The organism is Streptomyces sp. Y1, from assembly GCF_041053115.1.
In the GTDB taxonomy this organism is placed as follows: Bacteria; Actinomycetota; Actinomycetes; order Streptomycetales; family Streptomycetaceae; genus Kitasatospora; species Kitasatospora rubellomurina.
The window spans coordinates 4,946,123-4,965,100 of the sequence record NZ_CP163445.1 but is presented as its reverse complement, the minus strand read 5'-3'; the positions used below and the strand labels follow the sequence as shown (position 1 = coordinate 4,965,100).

Genomic DNA, 18,978 nt, shown 5'->3' with positions numbered 1-18,978 from the left:
GGGTCAGTCCTCCGTCTCGCACACGGCGAAGGCGACCACCGAGCCGTGCTCGGCCTGGGCGCTCCACCCGGTGGCGTCGGTGGTCGGCCCGCTGGCGCGGACCGGGCCGGCGGCGTCGGGCTGGAGCCGGTAGCCGCCGCCGGTCAGGTGGGTGCCGAGCGGGCAGGTGGCGGTGGAGACGCCGCCCGGGCTGCTCGGCGGCCCGCTGACCACCTTCGCGGTCTCGGCGGCGGCCGCCGCCGGGGCTCCGGCGAGCAGCAGGGCCGACGGCAGGGCGAGGGCGGGCAGGACGAGGACGGGCAGGGCCTTGAGCAGACGCATGCATGGCTCCCGGTGCGGTGGACGGCGCGGACACCCGGGACAACCGGTTCGCGTGCGATCCGGATGCGCGGCGCCCGGAGCGACGGACCGGCGCGCTCCGGGAAGTCCGGCGCGCGGCCCGGGAATAGCGCCCGCACGCGCACCGTTCCGCTACCGGCCGTCTCCGCGAGACAATGGACGACGGCCACGACCGGGCGGGCCGGCCCGGAACCCCCCGCCCACCCCACCCTCAGACCCCGGAGGTGTCCGTCCATGCCCGACTCCCGTGCAGAGTCGACCGAGCCCACCAGGCGCCTGCGCCCCGCGGAGCTGCGGTTCGAGCCGCAGGCTGCCGAGGCCGAGCCGGAACGATTCTTCGACCTGGAGTCGATCGAGGACCCGGCCGAGCTGCTGCGCCGCTCCACCGAGTTGGCGCTGGCCTTCCGGGCGGCCGCCGAGCGGGCCACGGACTTCCAGGCGGTCGCGGCCGCGCAGCTGGCCGACCCGCGCCGCTTCGACGCGCTGCCGCCCGCCGAGATCGCGCAGCGGGCGGACTGGACGCCCGACTACGCCGCCAAGATGATCGAGTACGGCCGGGGCCTGCTCCAGCCGCGCCGCCACGAGGACTGACCTCTGGCATATGCCAGCGGCGGATGGTACGCGATGACCCGCCGCCGTGTCCGGCGAACCGCGCTTTCCGCCCCGCCGGGCCCGCCCGCCGCGCAGGCTGCTGTGCGTGGACATCTGGACGCACCAGTCGGTGGAGTACGTGACCGTGGCCGGGGAGGCCTGGCTCGCCTCCGCCAGTGAGTACCCGCGCAGCATGCGCGCCCTCTGGGAGGACCGCCCGTGGGCTCCTTCGGTGCTGCCCTGCGGGCGCGCCTTCGACGTGATCAGCATGCCGGGCCTGTTCGGCCGCCGGGTGCTGGACGAGCTGTGGGCCTCCGGCCCCGGCTGCGGCCCGGTGGCGGCCTACCGCGGCCGGACCCTGCTGTTCGTCCAGCCGGGCGCGGCGCCCCGGCTGCGCCGGCTGCTGGCCTGGGAGGAGTGGGCCCGGGACGTGCCGCCGCTGCTGTGCCACGGCCGGGGCGACACCGTGACGGTGCCGCCGGTCCAGCGGATGGTGCACGGCCCCGAGTCCCCCGGGCAGGGCTCCGGGCGGTGGATCGTCGCCCCGGAGGAGCGCGAGCCCTGGCTGCCCGGCGCCTCGGTGGTGCTGTGGGCCTGCGTCCGGGCGGCGCGCGAGGCGGACGCCCCGCCCCTCGCCGACCCGGCCGCGCTGACCATCGGCTGAGTTGGCCGGGGGGTGAACGGCGGGCGGCCGGTATTCGATTTTGGCCCGGACGCACGGCGCTGCTAGAGTCTTCTCTGTCAGCAGGCGCCGCTAGCTCAGTTGGTTAGAGCAGCTGACTCTTAATCAGCGGGTCCGGGGTTCGAGTCCCTGGCGGCGCACAGACAGCCGGAAGGCCCTTCGCGAGAGCGAAGGGCCTTCCGGCGTTTTCACCCCGCCCCCCAAGGGGCCCGGGCCGCCCACCGGAGCGGACGGCCCGGCCGGGGCTCAGCGGCCGCGCAGCGCGCGGTAGCGGGCGACCAGCGCGGCGGTGGAGCCGTCCAGCTGCTCACCGCCCTCGCCGGAGAGCAGGACCGGCTCGATCCGCTTGGCGAGCACCTTGCCCAGTTCGACGCCCCACTGGTCGAAGGAGTCGATGTTCCAGATCGCGCCCTGGACGAACACCTTGTGCTCGTACAGCGCGACCAGCTGCCCGAGCACCGAGGGGGTCAGCTCGGCGGCCAGGATGGTGGTGGTCGGGTGGTTGCCCTGGAAGGTCTTGTGCGGGACGAGCTCGGCCGGCACGCCCTCGGCGGCGACCTCCTCCGGGGTCTTGCCGAAGGCCAGCGCCTGGGTCTGGGCGAAGAAGTTGGCCAGCAGCAGGTCGTGCTGGGCGGCCAGTTCCTCGGACAGCTCGGCGACCGGCCGGGCGAAGCCGATGAAGTCGGCCGGGATCACCTTGGTGCCCTGGTGCAGCAGCTGGTAGTAGGCGTGCTGGCCGTTGGTGCCGGGGGTGCCCCAGACCACCGGGCCGGTCTGCCAGTCGACCGGGGTGCCGTCGCGGGTCACCGACTTGCCGTTGGACTCCATGTCCAGCTGCTGCAGGTAGGCGGTGAACTTGGACAGGTAGTGCGAGTACGGCAGCACCGCGTGCGCCTGGGCGTCGAAGAACGCGCCGTACCAGACGCCCAGCAGGCCGAGCAGCAGCGGGACGTTCTGCTCCGGCGGGGCGGTGCGGAAGTGCTCGTCGACCAGGTGGAAGCCGTCCAGCATCTCGCGGAAGGCGTCCGGGCCGATGGCGATCATCAGCGAGAGGCCGATCGCCGAGTCGTAGGAGTAGCGGCCGCCGACCCAGTCCCAGAACTCGAACATGTTGGCGGTGTCGATGCCGAAGTCCTGCACGCCCTGGGCGTTGGTGGACAGCGCGACGAAGTGCTTGGCGACCGCCTCGGTGCCGGCGCCGAGGCCGGAGAGCAGCCAGGAGCGGGCGGAGACCGCGTTGGTGATGGTCTCGATGGTGGTGAAGGTCTTCGAGGCGACGATGAACAGCGTCTCGGCCGGGTCGAGGTCGCGGACGGCCTCGTGCAGGTCGGCGCCGTCCACGTTGGAGACGAAGCGGACGTCGAGGTCGCGCCGGGCGAACGAGCGCAGCACCTCGTAGGCCATCGCCGGGCCGAGGTCGGAGCCGCCGATGCCGATGTTGACGACGGTGCGGATCCGCTTGCCGGTGTGGCCCGTCCACTCGCCGCCGCGGACCCGGTCGGCGAAGGCCGCCATCCTGTCCAGGACGGCGTGCACGGCGGGCACCACGTTCTCGCCGTCGACCTCGATCACGGCGTCGCGCGGGGCGCGCAGCGCGGTGTGCAGGACGGCCCGGTGCTCGGTGTTGTTGATCTTCTCGCCGCGGAACATCGCGTCGCGCAGCGCGGCGACGCCGGTGGCGGCGGCCAGGTCGCGCAGCAGTTCCAGCGTCTCGTCGGTGACGAGCTGCTTGGCGTAGTCCACGTACAGGTCGCCGACCTGCAGGGTGAGGCGGCGGCCGCGCTCCGGGTCGGCGGCGAAGAGCTCGCGCAGGTGGGTCTCGCCCAGTTCGTCGCGGTGCTTGGCCAGGGCGGCCCACTGCGGGGTGCGGTCGAGCGGGGTGCGGGCGTCGGCGCGGGTCTCCGACATCGGTGGGTCCTCGATTCATCTGGGTGCAGAAACCGGCAGGGCCAGGCGGTGAGGGTTCGCGAGGTCGTGCGGCTACTGGATGGTGTGCCGACGCCGTTGACGGCCTGCCCGGGCTCAGCCTATGCAACCCCGGACCCGGTCACGCACATTCCGCCGGGCCCGGGCGGACTGCTCGTCACTTCCGTTCGGAGCGCAGGTCCAGGCCGCGCAGCACCTGGTCGACCAGCTCCGGGTCGGCGCCGGCCTCGCTGCGGGCGGCGAGCATCTCGCGCCGGGAGGCGGCGATCATCTCCTGTTCGACGTCCCGGGCGGCCCGCCACTGGGCGAGGCGCTGCTTGGCCTCGGCGGCCTCCTCCTCGGCGTAGTTCTCCGGGCAGAGCCGGGCCAGCCGGTCGTGCTGGCGGTCGCGCAGGCGGTCGGCGACCTCGCCGGGCAGCCGGTCCTGCTCCTCCAGTTCGCCGAGCCGGGCGAGCCCGGCCTTGGCGGCCCGCCACCAGAGCCGGCGGACGGCCTGCTCGTGGGCGTCCTGGTCGATGTCCAGCCGGAGCCGCTTGGCCAGCCAGGGCAGGGTGAGGCCCTGGACGAGCAGGGTGAACAGCACCACGCTGAAGGCGATGAAGACCAGTCGGCCGCGCTCGGGGAAGTCCTCGCCGGAGTGCAGGGTGAGCGGGATGGCGAGGGCGAGGGCGACGGTGGCCACGCCGCGCATGCCGGACCACCAGAGGACCACGCTCTCCTTCCAGCTGAACGGGGTGTCCTCGTCGGCGCCGCTGCGCAGCTTCTTGGAGAGCCAGCCGGCGGGCAGCAGCCACAGCAGCCGGACCACGACGACGACCGCGATGACCACGGCGGCGTCGCCGAGGAAGCCGGTCCAGCCGTTGCCGGCCTCCTTGAGCACGGTGGCCAGCTCCAGGCCGATCAGGCCGAAGGCGACGCCGGTGATCAGGATCTCGACGACCTCCCAGAACGCGTTGCCGACCAGCCGGTAGGAGACGGCGTCGGCGTCGGAGGCCCGCTCGGCCAGGTAGAGCGCGCAGACGACGACGGCCAGCACGCCGGAGCCGTGGATCTCCTCGGCGATGGTGTAGGCGGCGAAGGGCACCAGCAGGTTGAGGGCGACCTGCTGGGTGGGGTCGTCCAGGCGCTCGGCGACCTTGGTGTTCACCCAGCCGAGCACGACGCCGACGACCACAGCGAGCACGGCGGACAGCACGAAGCGCAGCACCGCGTTGCCGACCGAGAAGTCGCCGCTGACCATGGCCTCGATGGCCAGCGAGTAGATGACGATCGCGGTGACGTCGTTGAACAGGCCCTCGCTCTCCAGGATCGCCACCAGGCGCCGGGGCAGCCCGATGCTGCCGGCCACCGCGACGGCGGCCACCGGGTCGGGCGGGGAGACCAGCGCGCCGACCGCGATCGCGGCAGCGAGCGGCAGGGCGGGCAGCAGCGAGTGCACGGTGGCGGCCACCGCGATCGTGGTGACCACCACCAGGGCGACGGCGAGCAGCAGGATCGAGCGGGCGTTGGCCTTGAAGTAGCGGACCGAGGACCGCCGGGCGACGGCGAAGATCAGCGGCGGCAGGACCATCGGCAGGATCAGCTCGGGCTCGACGGTGACGTCCGGGATCTGCGGGACGAGGGCCATGACGATGCCGAGCAGGGTCATCAGGACCGGCTGCGGCACGCCCGTCCGGCGGCCGAGCGGCATGGTGACCACGGAGGCGAGCAGCACCAGGAAGAACAGGGGCAGCTGGCCCACGGGGAGGTTCCTCTCGACGACGGACGGCTGAGCGCCGCCCAGGATAAATCTGACAATGCGCTCATTCATGACGACACGCTGGACGACAGCTTGACCTCAAGTGGACTTCAGCTCCGAGGATCGGTGGCGGTCGACGGCATGTCGAGCCGAAGGCAATCGAACGGCCGGCGAACGGCTGCGCGTCGAGGGGAGCCCGTCATGAAGGCAGTCACCGTCCCGGTGTTCGGCGGACCGGAGGTCCTGCGGATCGCCGAGCTGCCCGACCCGCAGCCCGGGCCGGGCGAGGTGCGGGTGCGGGTGCACGCCGCCGGGGTGCAGCCGGTGGACATCGCCGTCCGGGACGGGTACAGCCCGCCCGGGGCGAAGCTCGACCTGCCGGCCGTCCTCGGCAACGAGTTCGCCGGGGTGGTGGACGCCCTGGGCCCGGGCGTCGGGCCGTGGCGGGTCGGCGACGAGGTGATCGGCTTCCGGACCCTGAACGGGCAGGCCGAGCTGGTCGTCGTGGACGCCGGGCAGCTGGTCGCCAAGCCCGCCGGGATGCCCTGGGAGCACGCCGGCGCGCTCTCCGCCTCCGGCCAGACCGCGCACACGGCGCTGCGGCTGCTCGGCGTCGGCCCCGGCGACACCGTGCTGGTGCACGCCGCCGCCGGCGGGGTCGGCACGGCGGCCGTCCAGCTGGCCCGGGCCTGGGGCGCCACGGTGATCGGCACCGCGAGCGAGCGCAACCACGACTACCTGCGCGGGCTGGGCGCCGTCCCGGTCACCTACGGGGAGGGGCTGGTCGGGCGGGTCCGGGCGGTGGCGCCGCAGGGGGTGGACGCGGCCTTCGACGCGGCCGGGCGCGGCGCCCTGGAGGCGTCCGTCGAGCTGGTCGCGGACCGGGGGCGGATCGGCACCGCCGTCGACTTCGAGGGCGCCGAGCGGCTCGGGCTGCTGAAGGTGCGGACCGACCGCACCGCCGGGCGGCTCGCCGAGCTGGTGGAGCTGTGGGAGGCCGGCGGGCTGCGGCTGGAGATCGCCGAGGCGCTGCCGATGGAGCGGGCCGCCGAGGCGCACCGGCTGGTGGGCGCCGGGCACGTCCGGGGCAAGGTGGTGCTGACCTTCTGAGGCGGGCCGGCGGCGGGCGCCGGACCGATTGTGTGTTTCGGCTGCTGACCAGGTAATGTTCTCCACGTCAGCAGGCGCCGCTAGCTCAGTTGGTTAGAGCAGCTGACTCTTAATCAGCGGGTCCGGGGTTCGAGTCCCTGGCGGCGCACAGACAGCCGGAAGGCCCTTCGCGAGAGCGAGGGGCCTTCCGGCGTTTCGGCGTACGCACCTGCCTGCCGGTGGCAGGAAAGGTGGGAAGCAGGTCATTGCTGCCGTCCCGGCCCGCTGACAGGCTGGCCGCATGAGAGCGCGCAGCGTGGTCGTCGTCCTCTACGAGGGCGTGCAGAGCCTGGACGTCACCGGCCCCGTGGAGGTGTTCGCGGGAGCCGCCGCGGCCGCCCGGCGGCCGGGCGCGTACCGGGTGACCACGGCCTCGCCGGGCGGCGCGCCGGTGCGCAGCTCCAGCGGGCTGCGGCTGCTGCCGGACGCGGACCTGGCCGAGGTCGGCCCCGTCCACACCCTGGTGGTGCCGGGCGGGGTGCGCCCCGGGGGCCCGGACGCGGACGCGGACCCGGACCTGGACGAGGGCCCGGACGAGCGCCCGGACGCGGACCTGGTCGCGCGGATCCGGGAGCTGGCCGGGCGGGCCGAGCGGGTGGTGTCGGTGTGCACCGGCGCCTTCCTGCTCGCCGAGGCCGGGCTGCTCGCCGGGCGCCGGGCGACCACGCACTGGGCGTACTGCGAGGAGCTGGCCCGGCGGTTCCCGGACGTGGTGGTCGACCCGGATCCGATCCACGTCCGGGACGGGCACGTCGCCACCTCGGCCGGGGTCACCGCCGGGATCGACCTGGCCCTGGCCCTGGTCGAGGAGGACCTCGGCCGGGACACCGCGCTGCTGATCGCCCGCCACCTGGTGGTCTTCCTGCGCCGGCCGGGCAACCAGGCCCAGTTCAGCACCCAGCTGGCCGCCCAGGTGGCGGCCCGGCAGCCGCTGCGCGAGGTGCAGCGGTGGATCACCGAGCACCCGGAGGCCGACCTGTCGGTCGAGGCGCTGGCCGCCCGCGCGGCGCTGTCGCCGCGGCACTTCGCCCGGTCCTTCGCCGCCGAGGTGGGGGTCACCCCGGGCCGCTACGTGGACGGGGTCCGGCTGGAGGCTGCCCGGCGACTGCTGGAGGACACCGAGGACGGCATCGAGGAGATCGCCCGCTCCTGCGGCTACGGCACCCCGGAGGCGATGCGGCGCGCCTTCGTCCGGTCCCTGGCCGCCCCGCCCGCCGAGTACCGACGCCGCTTCCGTTCCACTCCCGATGGAGGTCGATGATGCGCATCGCCGTTCTGCTCTACCCCGAGTTCACCACCCTGGACGCGGTCGGCCCGTACGAGGTGCTCTCCCGGATCCCGGGCGCCGAGGTGGTGTTCACCGCCGCCGAGCGCGGGCCCGTCCGCAACGACATGAGCAGCCTGGCGCTCACCGCGGACGCCGCCCTGGACGAGGTGGACTCGGCCGACCTGCTGCTGGTGCCCGGCGGGCCCGGCACGAACGCGCAGCTGGCGGACGAGGCGCTGCTCGACTGGGTGCGCCGGGTGGACGCGACCACCACCTGGACCACCTCGGTCTGCTCCGGCTCGCTGCTGCTGGGCGCCGCCGGGCTGCTGGAGGGCCGCCGGGCCACCTCGCACTGGTGCTGTCTGGACGAGCTGAGCCGGTTCGGGGCCGAGCCGACCGGGGCGGAGCGGGTCGTCGTCGACGGCAAGTACGCCACCGCCGCCGGGGTCTCGGCCGGGATCGACCTCGCGCTGACGCTGACCGGCCGGCTCGCCGGGGACACGACCGCGCAGGCGATCCAGCTGCTGATCGAGTACGACCCGCAGCCGCCGTACGGCGCCGGCTCGCTCGCCAAGGCGTCGCCCGAGGTGGCGGCGGAGGCGAACGTGCTGCTGTTCGGCTAAACCCGGACGGCTAGACCCGGACGGCTAGTCCTGGACGGCTAGTCCTGGACGGCCCGACCGCGCTCGGCGGGGAAGCCGTGGCGGCGGGCGGCGAGGACTACCGCGAGGGCCGGCAGCAGCAGGGCGAGCACCGTCCAGGGCAGCGCGCCGGTGCCGAGGCGGCCGAGCACGAGGCCGCCGATGACCCCGCCGCCCGCCATCGCCGCGTTCCACAGGGTGACCAGCATCGCCTGGGCGGCGTCCGCCCGTTCGCCGCCCGCGTCGCCGACCGCGGTCTGCAGCAGGGTCGGCGCGCCGCCCCAGCCCAGGCCCCAGAGCAGGGCGGCGAGGTGGACCAGCGGCACACTGTGCGACCAGAGGCCGAGCAGCCCCGCGGTCAGGGCGATCAGCAGCGCGCCGCCGATCGTCAACTGCCGTAGCCGGCGGTCGATGTGGGCGCCGACGAACCAGATGCTCAGCAGCGAGGCCAGCCCGAAGACCAGCAGCACGGTGCCGACGCTCCCGTCCAGGCCGGCCCGGTCGAGGAAGGGGGCGACGTAGGTGAACAGGATGGTGTGGGCGAGCACGAGGAGCACCGTCACGGCGAGCACCGGGACCACCCCGGGCACGGCGAGCGCGCGCCGCACTCCCCCGCCGGCCTCCGGCCGCTCGCCGACCGCCCGGCCGGGCTGCTCGGGCAGCAGGGCCGCGATCCAGCCGACCACGCCGAGCGCCAGTGCCGTCATGGCCAGGAAGGGCACCCGCCAGTCGAGCGCGTGGCCGAGGAAGGTGCCGACCGGCACTCCCAGGGACAGCGCCACCGGCACGCCCGCCATCGCCACCGCCATCGCCCGGCCCTGCTGGTCGGCCGGCACCAGCCGCCGCGCGTACCCGGCCAGCAGCGCCCAGGCCAGGCCGGCCGCGACGCCCGCGAGGAAGCGGGCGGCCAGGGTGAGCGGGTAGCTGCCGGAGGCCGCGGTGACGGTGTTGGCGGCGGCGAAGCCGGCCATCGCGGTGAGCAGCAGCCGCTTGCGGCCCCAGCCGGCGGTGGCCGCGGTGAGCGGGATCGCGGTCGCGGCGGTGCCGACCGCGTAGATGGTGACGGTCTGCCCGGCGGCCGACTCGCTCACCCCGAGCGACCCGCCCATGCCGGGCAGCACGCCGGCGGGCAGGGTCTCGGTGAGCGCGGTGACGAAGACGGCGGTGGCCAGGGCGAGCAGCGCCGGAAGCGGAAAATCCTTGCGGGATACCGTGGTTGTGAGCTGTGTGGTCGCCATGGGGCCATGCTCGGACCTCACACCGGTGTCAGGTTCAAGCGAGGAGGAGGATTCGCCACTGGCACGTGCTCCGGCGCGCCCTCGGACACCCCCGGCCCGGCACCCGAGTTGGACGAGACCACTGAAGGGGATCCGCCGGTACGCCGTCAACGGTCCGGACCGGTCGCGGTCAGCCCGCCCGGGTTGCCGGGGGTGACACCCCGTCGAAGGATGGAGAGGTGACCCAGCCCGGCTACCTCCGCCACCCCCACCTGCACGGTGACCTGCTCGCCTTCACGGCCGAGGACGACGTCTGGGTCGCCCCGCTGGACGGCGACGGCGGCACCGGCCGGGCCTGGCGCATCACCTGCGACCGCACCCGGGTCAGCCACCCCCGCTTCTCCCCGGACGGCACCGTCCTCGCCTGGACCAGCTGGCTCGGCCCCACCCCCGAGGTGTGGACCGCCCCGGTCGGGGGCGGCGAGGCCGCCCGGCTCAGCTTCTGGGGCAGCCAGGACACCCGGGTGCGCGGCTGGCTCCCGGACGGCGAGGTGCTGGCCGTCACCTCCTACCACGAGCCCTTCGGCCACTACACCTGGGCGCACGCCCTGCCGCCGGACGGCTCCCCCGGCCGCCGGATGCCCTGGGGCCCGGTCGGCGACGCCCAGATGAGCCGCACCCGCACCGTCCTGCTCACCGGCACCGCCCCGCACGCGCCCGCCGCCTGGAAGCGCTACCGCGGCGGCGCGACCGGCCGGCTCTGGGTCGACGGCGAGCGGATCCTGCCCGACCACCCCGGCCACCTCTCCTCCCCCATGCCCGTCGCCGGGCCCCACGGGGACCGGATCGCCTTCCTCTCCGACCACGAAGGCATCGGCAACGTCTACTCCTGCCGCCCGGACGGCACCGACCTGCGCCGGCACACCGACCACGCCTCCTACTACGCCCGCGAGGCCGCCGGCGACGGCACCCGGATCGTCTACCAGCACGCGGGCGACCTCTGGCTGCTGGACGGCCTGGACGCCCCCGCCCCGCGCCGGCTGCACGTCCCGCTCGGCGGCGCCCGGGCCGGCCGCCGCCCGTACCAGGTCGGCGCCGCCGCCCAGGTCAAGGACCTCGCCTGCGACCAGAGCGGCCGGGCCGGGGTGATCACCGTGCGCGGCAGTCAGTACTGGCTCACCCACAAGGACGGCCCGGCCCGCGCGCTCGCCGACACCCCCGGCGTGCGGACCAGGCTGCCGGTGGTGCTCGGGCACACCGGCGAGGCCGCCTGGATCACCGACGCCGAGGGCGCCGACGCGATCGAGGTGATGCCGCTGCCCGGGCACGAGGCCGCCCCCGGGCACGAGAGCGGCCCGAAGCACCGCCACCGGGTGCTCGCCGCCGGCCGGCTCGGCCGCGTCCTGGAACTGACCGCCGCCCCGGACGGCACCCGCCTCGCCGTCGCCTCCTCGGACGGGCGGCTGCTGCTGGTCTCCGCCGAGGACGGTGCGGTCCGCGAACTCGCCGCCTCCGGCTACGGGCCCGTCTCCAGCGCCCGCTTCTCCCCCGACTCGCACTGGATCGCCTGGTCCCAGCCGGTCGCCGGGCGCTCGCTGCGCCGCATCCGGCTCACCCGCACCGACGCGCCCGCGCCGATCACCGAGGTCACCGACGGGCGCTTCGAGGACGAGCAGCCGGTCTTCACCCGGGACGGCCGCTACCTGGCGTTCCTGTCCTGGCGCGGCTTCGACCCCGTCCACGACGTGCACACCGGCGACCTCTCCTTCCCGCTCGGCTGCCGCCCGTACCTCGTCCCGCTCGCCGCCGACACGCCCTCCCCGTTCGCCGCCCCGAGCGAGGACGGCACCCCGCGCGGCAACGGCGGCGGGGACGGCACCGTCCGCGTCGACCCGCAGGGCATCGGCGAACGGCTGCTGCAGTTCCCGGTGATCTCCTCCAAGTACTCGGCCACCGACGCGGTGCGCGGCGGCCTGGTCTGGCTGCGCTGGCCGATCTCCGGCACCCTCGGACAGACCTTCGCCAACCCCGACGACACCTCCGCCCGCCCCTCGCTGGAGCACTTCGACCTGGCCCGGGGCACCCGCACCACCCTGGTCGACAAGCTGGACGGCTACGCCGTGTCCGGGGACGGCGGCTCCATCGCCGTCTACTCGGCCGGCACCCTGCGGATCGTCCCCGCCACCGCGCCCTCCGCCGGGACGTCCGTCGACCTGCGCCGGATCACCCACACCGTGCACCCGGCCGCCGAGTGGCGCCAGGCCTACCACGAGGCCGCCCGGATCGTCCGGGACCAGTTCTGGGACGAGCGGATGTCCGGCCTGGACTGGCCCGCCCTGGTCGCCCAGTACGAGCCGCTGCTGGAGCGCGTCTGCACACCCGACGACTTCGCCGACCTGCTGCGCGAACTCCTCGGCGAACTCGGCACCTCGCACGCCTACGTCACCCCCTCCCGCCGCGGCGAGGGCCCCACCCTCGGCCAGCAGCCGCTCGGCCTGCTCGGCGCCACCGCGCACCGCAGCCCGGACGGCCGCTGGCTGCTCGACCGGGTGCTGCCCGGCGAGTCCTCCGACCCGCGCGCCCGCGCCCCGCTCGCCGCCCAGGGCGTGCGCGACGGCGACGAACTGCTGGAGGTCGGCGGCCGCCCGGTCGACCCGCACCGCGGCCCGCTGCCGCTGCTGGCCGGCACCGGCGGCACCACCGTCGAACTCGCCCTGCGCACCGGCCCGGACGGCCCGGTGCGGCGGATCGCGGTCACCCCGCTGACCGACGAGCGGCCCATCCGCTACCAGGACTGGGTGACCCGGCGCCGCGCCCTGGTCCGGGAGTTCAGCGACGGTCGGTGCGGCTACCTGCACATCCCCGACCTCGGCGGCTCCGGCTGGGCGCAGTTCAACCGCGACCTGCGGCGCGAACTCGACAAGCCCGCCCTGGTGCTGGACGTGCGCGGCAACGCCGGCGGCAACGTCTCCGAACTCGTCCTGGAGAAGCTCACCCGGCAGGTCCTCGCCTGGGACTTCAGCCGCGACCGCCGGCCCGTCCGCTGGCCCCGCCACGCGCTGCGCGGCCCGCTGGTCGCGCTCGCCGACGAGGCCACCAGCTCGGACGGCGACGTCGTCATCGCGGCGATCAAACTGCTCGGCCTCGGCCCGGTCATCGGCACCCGCACCTGGGGCGGGGTGGTCGGGATGACCGGGCGGCACACCCTCGGCGACGGCACCCAGATCTCGGTGCCGAAGAACGCGTCCTGGTTCGGCGGCGGGCTCGGCTGGTCGGTGGAGAACCGCGGCGTCGAACCGGACGTGCACGTGCTGCGCGCCCCCCGGGACTGGGCGCGCGGCCACCACCCCGAACTGGTCGCGGCCGTCCAGCTGGCCCTGGAGCTGCTGGAGGACGCGCCCGCGGCGACGCCCCCGCCCGAGGACACGCCCCGGCCGGACCTGCGGCGCCCGCCGCTGCCGCCGCGGGGCCGGTAGGACTCGCCGATAGGACTCGCCGATAGAACTCGCCGGTGGGACTCGAAGGGGCTCAGCCCCAGGGGTCGCCCTCGGCCGTCATGTTCTCGGCGGCACGCCGGTCGGCCTCGTCCTGCGCCGTCCGCTCCTGCGACTCCCGGCTGCGCTCGACGTCGTCGGTGTACGCGTCGGCGGCCTCGTCGTGGGCGAGGGCGGCCCGCTGGGCGGCGTCCGCGCCGGTCTCCTCGTGGTGCGGGGCGCGGTGGAACAACCTGTCGAAGATGCCCATGACTCCTCCTCCGGAACGACGGAATGCGGAACGACGGAATGCCGGGCTGCCCCCACTCTCACACCGGGGCCGTACGGATGCACCTCGAACCATCGGCCCCGTTGGGTCCTTGGTCCCGGTCGGTCGCGCCCAACGGCCGTGGCCCGGCGGCCCGCGCCGGGCGCAGGGTGGCGGTGTGAGGAACGCGATCGACGACCCGCACGACGGGCCGCGCCGGCAGGTCGGCCCGCTGGCCGCGCTGGACGGGCGGCTGCCCGGCCCGCACGACCTGCTGCTGATGCAGTGCCCCAGCTCGCTGCGCCCGGTGGCCGGCGGCGAACTGCCCGACTGGGCGCGGACGGTGCTGCGCGCCCACCCGTGGGTGACGGTCGGCCGGGCACCCGCCGTGACCGGCGCCCCGGCCGACCTGCCGCACCCGCGGCGCTGCACCCGCGACCCGGAGGCGGCGCCCGAGCACTGGATCCCGGTGACCGTGCGCGGCCCCCGCCCCGGGCAGCGGCTGGAGGCGCTGGCCCCCTGGGCGGCCGTGGCCCGGACCCTGCGGCCGGAGCGGCTCGCCGAGCGGCACGGCCGGCCGGCCCCCGAGCGGATCGCCGCCGTCCCCGCCCTGGCCCTGCTGCCGGAGGCCGGACGGCTGGTCGCGGACCACCGGCTGCCCTGGGGCCCGATCGGCGCGGTCGGCTACGAGCTCGCCTCCGGCGTACCGGTCACCGGTCCGCTGAGCCCGCTGCGGCTGGTGCTGCGCGCCCCGCAGCCGGTCAGCCGGCGGGACGCGCTGCAGCTGCGCCGGGCGCTGAGCAAGCTGCCGGTGCCGGTGCAGGCCGAGCTGGTGACCCGGCACGGCGCGGTGCTGCTCGCCGAGTACGCGGCGGCGCCGCTGACCGTCACCCTGCTGACGCCGTACGGGCCCCGGGAGGTCCACGATCCGTGGTTCCCCCGGGGCCCGTACGCCTAAGTGGTGCGGATCAGCCGCTGACGCTGGCCGCGCCCGTCTCCAGGTGGCCGGTGAAGCGCTGCGACCAGCTGCCGTCGACGTCCACGGTGACGGTGAAGTCGTACCAGCCGTTGTTGTAGGCGACGGCGTTGAAGAAGTCGCTGACGCTGCCGCCGGCCGGGACCTGGTACGTCCAGGGGCCGTCCGTGCGGTAATTGTTGGACGTGATGGTGAAGGTGATCGGCGTGCTGCCCGCGTTGGCCATCCTGAAGTAGACCGCGAGCTTGCCGGTGCCCGGCTCGACCGCGTACGAGGCGGTGACGGCGGCGTTCTTGCCCGGCTGGGTGAGGTCGCCGGTGAAGCGGCGCAGGAAGCGGTTCGGGCCGACCACGGACAGGTCGTACTTGCCGTTGCCGAAGCCGTTGGTGCCGCAGTTGAAGAAGTCGGTGACCTGGCCGCCCGGGTCCACCGTGTACTGCCAGGGGCCGCCGCCGCGGTAGGCGTTGGCGTAGGCGGAGAAGTGCGCGGCGCGGGCGGCGCCGTCGTCGGTCATCTTCAGCCAGACGTGCATGACGCCGCCGGCGTTGGTGTCCCAGTGGTCCAGGTTGGCGTTCGGCTGGTAGGGCAGGGCGCGGGCCGGGCGGGTGCCGGGCTCCTGGGCGGGCAGCGCGTTGTTGGTCGGCGAGGGGTTGGGCAGCGGGCCGCAGGTGGACAGCCCGATGGTCTGCGAGGTGTCGGGCAGCGCGGGCATGCCGTAGACCGGGTTGGCGAAGTCGAAGACCGAGGTGAGGTCGCCGCAGACCTTCCGGCGCCAGGCGCTGATGTTGGCGCACCGGGCGGGACGGCCGAGCGCGGCGGTCCACACCTCCAGGAAGCGCAGCACCGAGGTGTGGTCGAAGGTCTCGGAGTTGACCCAACCGCCGCGGCTCCACGGGGAGATGGCGATCAGCGGGACGCGGAAGCCGAGACCGATGTTGGTGGAGTTGTAGAACTCGTCCGCGGTGCCGGCGGGCGCGGCGGGCGGCGGGACGTGGTCGAAGAAGCCGTCGTTCTCGTCGTAGTTGAGCAGCAGGACGGTCGAGTTGAACACGGTGGGGTCCGCGTTCAGGGCGTCCATCACCAGGTGGACGAAGTGCGCGCCGTCCTCGGGGGTGGCGTACGGGTGCTCGGAGGACTGCTGGTCGGCGACGATCCAGGAGACCTGCGGCAGGGTGCCGGCCAGTACGTCGGCCTTGATCGCGGCGGCGATGTCGTCCGGGGTCCGGCCGGTGACCTTGGGGACGGAGCCCATGCCCTTGACGGCCAGCGGGCTGCCGGCCGGGGCGCCGGAGAACTGGTTGAAGTAGGCGAGGGCGTTGTCGCCGAAGTTGTCGGCGGCGTTCTGGTAGACCTTCCAGCTGACGCCGGCGTTCTCCAGCGCCTCGGCGTAGGTCTGCCAGTGCAGGCCCTTCTCGTCGCCGCCGTCGTAGGCCGGGCCGCCCGCGGTGCCGGCCGGGTCGATCCAGCCCGACCAGTGGTAGGTGCGGTTGGGGCCGGTCGCGCTGAGCACCGAGCAGTGGTAGGCGTCGCAGATGGTCCAGTTGTCGGCGAGCGCGTAGTGGAACGGGATGTCGGCGCGCTGCAGGTAGCCGAGGGTGCGGACGGTGCCCTTGGCGGACACCCAGGAGTCCATCTTGCCGCCGTTCCAGGCCTTGTGCTGGTCGGACCAGGCGTGCGAGAGGTCGCCGTTGCACTGCGCGATCTGCTCGCCGCTGCTCGCGCTGAGCGCCCACGGGTACTGGCGGGCGAACAGGCCGTTCGGCTGGTTGAAGACGCTGTAGCCGCCGGGGATCTGGATGGCGGCCCGGTCGGCGAAGCCGCGGACGCCCTTGAGCGTGCCGAAGTAGTGGTCGAAGCTCCGGTTCTCCTGCATGAGGATCACGACGTGCTGGACGTCGGTGATGGTCCCGGTGGTGCTCGTCGTCGCGGCCGCCGCCGGGCTGCCGCCGGCGGCGACGGACCCGCCGGTCACCGCCGCTCCCGCCGCGGCGCTCGCGGAGAGCGCCATGAACTTCCTGCGATTCAGCTCTGCCATCTGACCGGCCCGTCCAATCCCGAGGTGTGTATACAGGTCGTGTCCCAGCACCCGAACGGCGAGCATCGTTGCGCAGGTGGGAGCGGCGGGACAGACCCCTCGCTCAAGCTTTGGCGGACTGTTCACCGGCCCATCGCCGAACGACCGAGCGGTGAACGAGTTGTTCAGACATCCTTCACCTGGATCCCCAGCGCATGGGCGAACTGCGGCGCCAGGTCCAGCAGTTGGCTGGAACTGATGAGGGCGCCGCGCAGCCCCTGGTGGCCGTCCGGCAGGTCGAGCCGGGCGGCGCCGCGCAGGTCGACCTTGCTCAGGGTGGCCCCGCGCAGCCGGACCTCCTCCAGCGTCGAGCCGGGGAAGGACACCCCGGTCAGCTTCGCCTCGCCGAAGTCCACGTCGCGCAGCAGGCAGTCCTCGAAGACCACGTCGCGCAGCACCGCCGCGCGCAGGTTGACCGCCTCCAGCTTGCAGCCGCGGAACACCACCCGGCGCAGCGCCGAGCCGTACCCGGCGATCCCGGCCAGCACGCCGCCGGTGACGGCGCTGTCCTGCCAATCGCTGTCGCTCAGGTCGCAGGCGACCCAGCGGCCGGCCTGCACCCAGACCTCGTTGAACCGGGCCTGGCGCAGCTTGACGCCGCTGAGTGCGACCCCGGTGAAGGCGCACTCCAGGAAGGCCGCGCCGGCGCCCGACTCGTCGGTGTGCTCGCCGCCGTCGAAGTGCGCGGTGTCGTAGCGCGCGTCGGCGCGCAGCGGCCCGGTGTGCGGGCGCAGCAGGTCGGCGTACGGCAGGTCGGCGAGCTGGTCGGGGACGGCACGGGGCATGGCGGAACCTTTCGGGACGGGTCTCGCCCGCATGCTCGCACGCCCCACCGACACCGCCCCGGAGGGCAGCGCCCCGGGCCGGCCGCGGGGGTCGGCCGGCCCGGGGTCACTCACGGGTGCCGGGTCAGCCGCGGGCCCAGAGGGAGTTCACCCGGCTGCGCTCGGTGCCGTTCGGGTACGGGTTGGTGCAGGAGGTGCCGGGGCCGCCGCCGGACATCAGCTCGCTGCACGGCCCGGAGTAGTGGTCCGGCAGGCCGAGCACGTGGCCGGTCTCGTGCGCGGTCACCCGGACGGAGTTGTACTGCCGGTTCTGCTGGTAGTCGAGGAAGATGTAGCCGCGCCCGTGGCCGTCGGTGCTGGCGTAGGAGCCGCGGCTGTCGTTGCCCTCGTAGTAGCGGAAGTCGGCGGCCGAGCCGGAGCGCAGCTGGACGTTCTGCACCGAGCTGTTCCAGATCTGCGCGGCCTGGGCTATCTGGTTGCGGAAGCTGGGCGCCGAGCTGGCGTCGTAGGTGACGGTGACGGTCGCCAGGCCCGGGTTGGCGGCCTGCTTGGCCTTCGCGGAGGCCATCACGGCCTGGAAGAAGGCCTGGTTGTCCGCGGCCTCGGCGGACGAACCGGCGTACGTCGAGCCGGAGTTCGCCGAGGCGGTGTAGCCCTGCACGGCGGCAGGGGCGGCCGGGGCGGCGGACGCGGCGGTGGCGGGCAGGACGGCGAGGCCGGCCGCGAGGGCCAGGCCGAGGGTCGCGGACAGGACGGATCGCTTCATGTGGGGGCTCCGAATCCCTGGAGTGCCGCGCCGGGTTGGGGGCCGGCGCGGGGGGCACCCGGTGAACGGGTGGTGTTCCCAGAGCTTCGGGCAGCCCCCGGGGCGAGCGGATGATGCCAGTCGGCGATAGCCCGATCCAATAGCCCGTGATTCCCCGGGATTTGAGGCGGCTTTAAGCGGCCTTGACCCGCCCATGCCCCTGGCATTCCGTTCGGCCGGCGGCTAGGCTCCCCGGCGGGGAAGTTACGAGCGGCGGGCCGACCGTTTCCGGCCGGTCGGCCCGCCGTGCCCGAACTCCCTGGTGGCCGGCCCTACCTGGCCGTGGCCACGCCGTTCGCCCAGAGGTCGTCGACCTGGCTGCGCTCGTTGCTGTCGGGGTACGGGTTGGTGCAGGACGGGCCGGGGCCACCGCCGGACATCAGCTCGCTGCACGGACCGGAGTAGTGGTCCGGCAGGCCGAGCACGTGGCCGGTCTCGTGCGCGGTGACGCGCAGCGAGTCGTACTGCTGGTTCTGCGAGTAGTCGAGGAAGACGTAGCCGTGGCCGTGGCCGTCGGTGCTGGCGTAGGAGCCGCGGCTGTCGTCGCCCTCGTAGTACGAGAAGTCGCCGGTGCCGCTGGACTGCTGGAGCTGGACGTTGCGCACCGAGCCGTTCCAGATCTGCGCGGCGTTGGCGATCTGGTCGGTGAAGGAGGGGGCGCCCGAGGTGTCGTAGGTGACGGTGATGGTCTGCAGCCAGGGGTTGGCGGCCTGCTTGGCCTTCGCGGAGGCCATCACGGCCCGGAAGAAGGCCTGGTTGTCGGCCGCCTCCTGGGCCGAACCGGCGTAGGTCGAACCGGCGTGCGCCGAACCGGAGTTCGCCGAGGCGGTGTAGCCCTGCACGGCGGCGGGCGCGGCCGGGGCGGCGGACGCCGCGGTGGCGGGCAGGACGGCGAGGCCGGCCGCGAGGGCCAGGCCGAGGGTCGCGGACAGGACGGATCGCTTCATGTGGGGGCTCCGTGGCTCGCGACGCGCCGGCCCGCCGGGGCCGGTGGGGGCCGGCGGACGGCGGTGGCGCGCGGTGGGGGCCGCCCCGGCCGGGCCGGGG

16 protein-coding genes and 2 tRNA genes are annotated in these 18,978 nt (G+C 74.5%); 9 read left to right on the top strand and 9 right to left on the bottom strand.

Annotated elements, in window-relative coordinates; translation table 11 throughout:
• Positions 1-3 precede the first annotated feature (3 nt).
• Complete coding sequence (locus AB2U05_RS21525; RefSeq protein ID WP_045703251.1) at positions 4-321, bottom strand: hypothetical protein; 318 nt, start codon at positions 319-321, stop codon at positions 4-6.
• Positions 322-573: 252 nt separating this feature from the next.
• On the opposite strand from AB2U05_RS21525, the gene AB2U05_RS21520 reads away from it, so the two are divergent.
• From AB2U05_RS21520 to AB2U05_RS21510, 3 genes are all read left to right on the top strand, one after another.
• On the top strand, positions 574-930 hold the full coding sequence (locus AB2U05_RS21520) for a hypothetical protein (protein WP_045703253.1): 357 nt from the start codon (positions 574-576) through the stop codon (positions 928-930).
• A 106-nt stretch (positions 931-1,036) separates the two neighbouring features.
• Entirely contained in the window at positions 1,037-1,594 is a 558-nt protein-coding gene (locus AB2U05_RS21515; protein ID WP_045703274.1) for a bifunctional DNA primase/polymerase, read from the top strand.
• Between the two features lie 84 nt (positions 1,595-1,678).
• Positions 1,679-1,752 (top strand) — tRNA-Lys (locus AB2U05_RS21510).
• A 106-nt stretch (positions 1,753-1,858) separates the two neighbouring features.
• Here the strand turns inward: AB2U05_RS21510 and pgi are convergent.
• Together pgi and AB2U05_RS21500 are read right to left on the bottom strand one after the other, a co-directional pair.
• Entirely contained in the window at positions 1,859-3,520 is a 1,662-nt protein-coding gene (pgi, locus tag AB2U05_RS21505) for a glucose-6-phosphate isomerase (protein ID WP_045705594.1), read from the bottom strand.
• Positions 3,521-3,695: 175 nt separating this feature from the next.
• Positions 3,696-5,348 (bottom strand): Na+/H+ antiporter, encoded by a 1,653-nt coding sequence (locus tag AB2U05_RS21500; RefSeq protein ID WP_078861165.1) that lies wholly within the window; start codon positions 5,346-5,348, stop codon positions 3,696-3,698.
• 129 nt (positions 5,349-5,477) lie between these two features.
• Here AB2U05_RS21500 and AB2U05_RS21495 point away from each other — a divergent pair, with 129 nt between their 5' ends.
• From AB2U05_RS21495 to AB2U05_RS21480, 4 genes are all read left to right on the top strand, one after another.
• Positions 5,478-6,386, top strand: a complete 909-nt coding sequence (locus tag AB2U05_RS21495) for an NADP-dependent oxidoreductase (protein WP_369183983.1) — start codon at positions 5,478-5,480, stop codon at positions 6,384-6,386.
• A gap of 74 nt (positions 6,387-6,460) precedes the next feature.
• A tRNA-Lys gene (locus tag AB2U05_RS21490) sits at positions 6,461-6,534 on the top strand.
• Between the two features lie 132 nt (positions 6,535-6,666).
• Positions 6,667-7,686 carry a GlxA family transcriptional regulator gene (locus AB2U05_RS21485; protein ID WP_369183982.1) on the top strand — a complete coding sequence of 340 codons (1,020 nt, stop codon included), beginning with the start codon at positions 6,667-6,669 and terminating at the stop codon, positions 7,684-7,686.
• The gene (locus AB2U05_RS21480) at positions 7,686-8,315 is read left to right on the top strand and encodes a DJ-1/PfpI family protein (protein WP_045698850.1); all 630 of its coding nucleotides are present in this window, start codon (positions 7,686-7,688) and stop codon (positions 8,313-8,315) included. The genes AB2U05_RS21485 and AB2U05_RS21480 overlap by 1 nt, the downstream gene beginning before the upstream one ends.
• 38 nt (positions 8,316-8,353) lie before the next feature.
• On the opposite strand, the gene AB2U05_RS21475 is transcribed toward AB2U05_RS21480, so the two are convergent.
• Complete coding sequence (locus tag AB2U05_RS21475; RefSeq protein ID WP_369183981.1) at positions 8,354-9,571, bottom strand: MFS transporter; 1,218 nt, start codon at positions 9,569-9,571, stop codon at positions 8,354-8,356.
• A 218-nt stretch (positions 9,572-9,789) separates the two neighbouring features.
• Here AB2U05_RS21475 and AB2U05_RS21470 point away from each other — a divergent pair, with 218 nt between their 5' ends.
• Complete coding sequence (locus tag AB2U05_RS21470; protein WP_045711363.1) at positions 9,790-13,026, top strand: S41 family peptidase; 3,237 nt, start codon at positions 9,790-9,792, stop codon at positions 13,024-13,026.
• Positions 13,027-13,078: 52 nt separating this feature from the next.
• On the opposite strand, the gene AB2U05_RS21465 is transcribed toward AB2U05_RS21470, so the two are convergent.
• A complete protein-coding gene (locus tag AB2U05_RS21465; RefSeq protein ID WP_045698843.1) occupies positions 13,079-13,294 on the bottom strand; it encodes a hypothetical protein in 216 nt (71 codons plus the stop codon).
• A 175-nt stretch (positions 13,295-13,469) separates the two neighbouring features.
• Here AB2U05_RS21465 and AB2U05_RS21460 point away from each other — a divergent pair, with 175 nt between their 5' ends.
• On the top strand, positions 13,470-14,249 hold the full coding sequence (locus AB2U05_RS21460) for a phosphoribosyl-dephospho-CoA transferase MdcG domain-containing protein (RefSeq protein WP_052706827.1): 780 nt from the start codon (positions 13,470-13,472) through the stop codon (positions 14,247-14,249).
• 10 nt (positions 14,250-14,259) lie between these two features.
• On the opposite strand, the gene AB2U05_RS21455 is transcribed toward AB2U05_RS21460, so the two are convergent.
• From AB2U05_RS21455 to snpA (AB2U05_RS21440), 4 genes are all read right to left on the bottom strand, one after another.
• Positions 14,260-16,302, bottom strand: a complete 2,043-nt coding sequence (locus tag AB2U05_RS21455) for a phosphocholine-specific phospholipase C (RefSeq protein WP_045698841.1) — start codon at positions 16,300-16,302, stop codon at positions 14,260-14,262.
• 164 nt (positions 16,303-16,466) lie between these two features.
• Positions 16,467-17,126 (bottom strand): pentapeptide repeat-containing protein, encoded by a 660-nt coding sequence (locus AB2U05_RS21450; protein WP_045698839.1) that lies wholly within the window; start codon positions 17,124-17,126, stop codon positions 16,467-16,469.
• A gap of 124 nt (positions 17,127-17,250) precedes the next feature.
• A complete protein-coding gene (snpA, locus tag AB2U05_RS21445; protein ID WP_208615492.1) occupies positions 17,251-17,892 on the bottom strand; it encodes a snapalysin in 642 nt (213 codons plus the stop codon).
• Between the two features lie 311 nt (positions 17,893-18,203).
• A complete protein-coding gene (gene snpA / locus AB2U05_RS21440; RefSeq protein ID WP_369183980.1) occupies positions 18,204-18,878 on the bottom strand; it encodes a snapalysin in 675 nt (224 codons plus the stop codon).
• Between the last annotated feature and the right edge of the window lie 100 nt (positions 18,879-18,978).

Bases quoted from the DNA above. Each gene is read 5' to 3' on its own strand.
- AB2U05_RS21525 (WP_045703251.1), bottom strand. From the start codon at position 321: ATGCGTCTGCTCAAGGCCCTGCCCGTCCTCGTCCTGCCCGCCCTCGCC.
- AB2U05_RS21520 (WP_045703253.1), top strand. From the start codon at position 574: ATGCCCGACTCCCGTGCAGAGTCGACCGAGCCCACCAGGCGCCTGCGC.
- pgi (WP_045705594.1), bottom strand. From the start codon at position 3,520: ATGTCGGAGACCCGCGCCGACGCCCGCACCCCGCTCGACCGCACCCCG.
- AB2U05_RS21500 (WP_078861165.1), bottom strand. From the start codon at position 5,348: ATGAATGAGCGCATTGTCAGATTTATCCTGGGCGGCGCTCAGCCGTCC.
- AB2U05_RS21495 (WP_369183983.1), top strand. From the start codon at position 5,478: ATGAAGGCAGTCACCGTCCCGGTGTTCGGCGGACCGGAGGTCCTGCGG.
- AB2U05_RS21485 (WP_369183982.1), top strand. From the start codon at position 6,667: ATGAGAGCGCGCAGCGTGGTCGTCGTCCTCTACGAGGGCGTGCAGAGC.
- AB2U05_RS21480 (WP_045698850.1), top strand. From the start codon at position 7,686: ATGCGCATCGCCGTTCTGCTCTACCCCGAGTTCACCACCCTGGACGCG.
- AB2U05_RS21475 (WP_369183981.1), bottom strand. From the start codon at position 9,571: ATGGCGACCACACAGCTCACAACCACGGTATCCCGCAAGGATTTTCCG.
- AB2U05_RS21465 (WP_045698843.1), bottom strand. From the start codon at position 13,294: ATGGGCATCTTCGACAGGTTGTTCCACCGCGCCCCGCACCACGAGGAG.
- AB2U05_RS21455 (WP_045698841.1), bottom strand. From the start codon at position 16,302: ATGGCAGAGCTGAATCGCAGGAAGTTCATGGCGCTCTCCGCGAGCGCC.
- AB2U05_RS21450 (WP_045698839.1), bottom strand. From the start codon at position 17,126: ATGCCCCGTGCCGTCCCCGACCAGCTCGCCGACCTGCCGTACGCCGAC.
- snpA (WP_208615492.1), bottom strand. From the start codon at position 17,892: ATGAAGCGATCCGTCCTGTCCGCGACCCTCGGCCTGGCCCTCGCGGCC.
- snpA (WP_369183980.1), bottom strand. From the start codon at position 18,878: ATGAAGCGATCCGTCCTGTCCGCGACCCTCGGCCTGGCCCTCGCGGCC.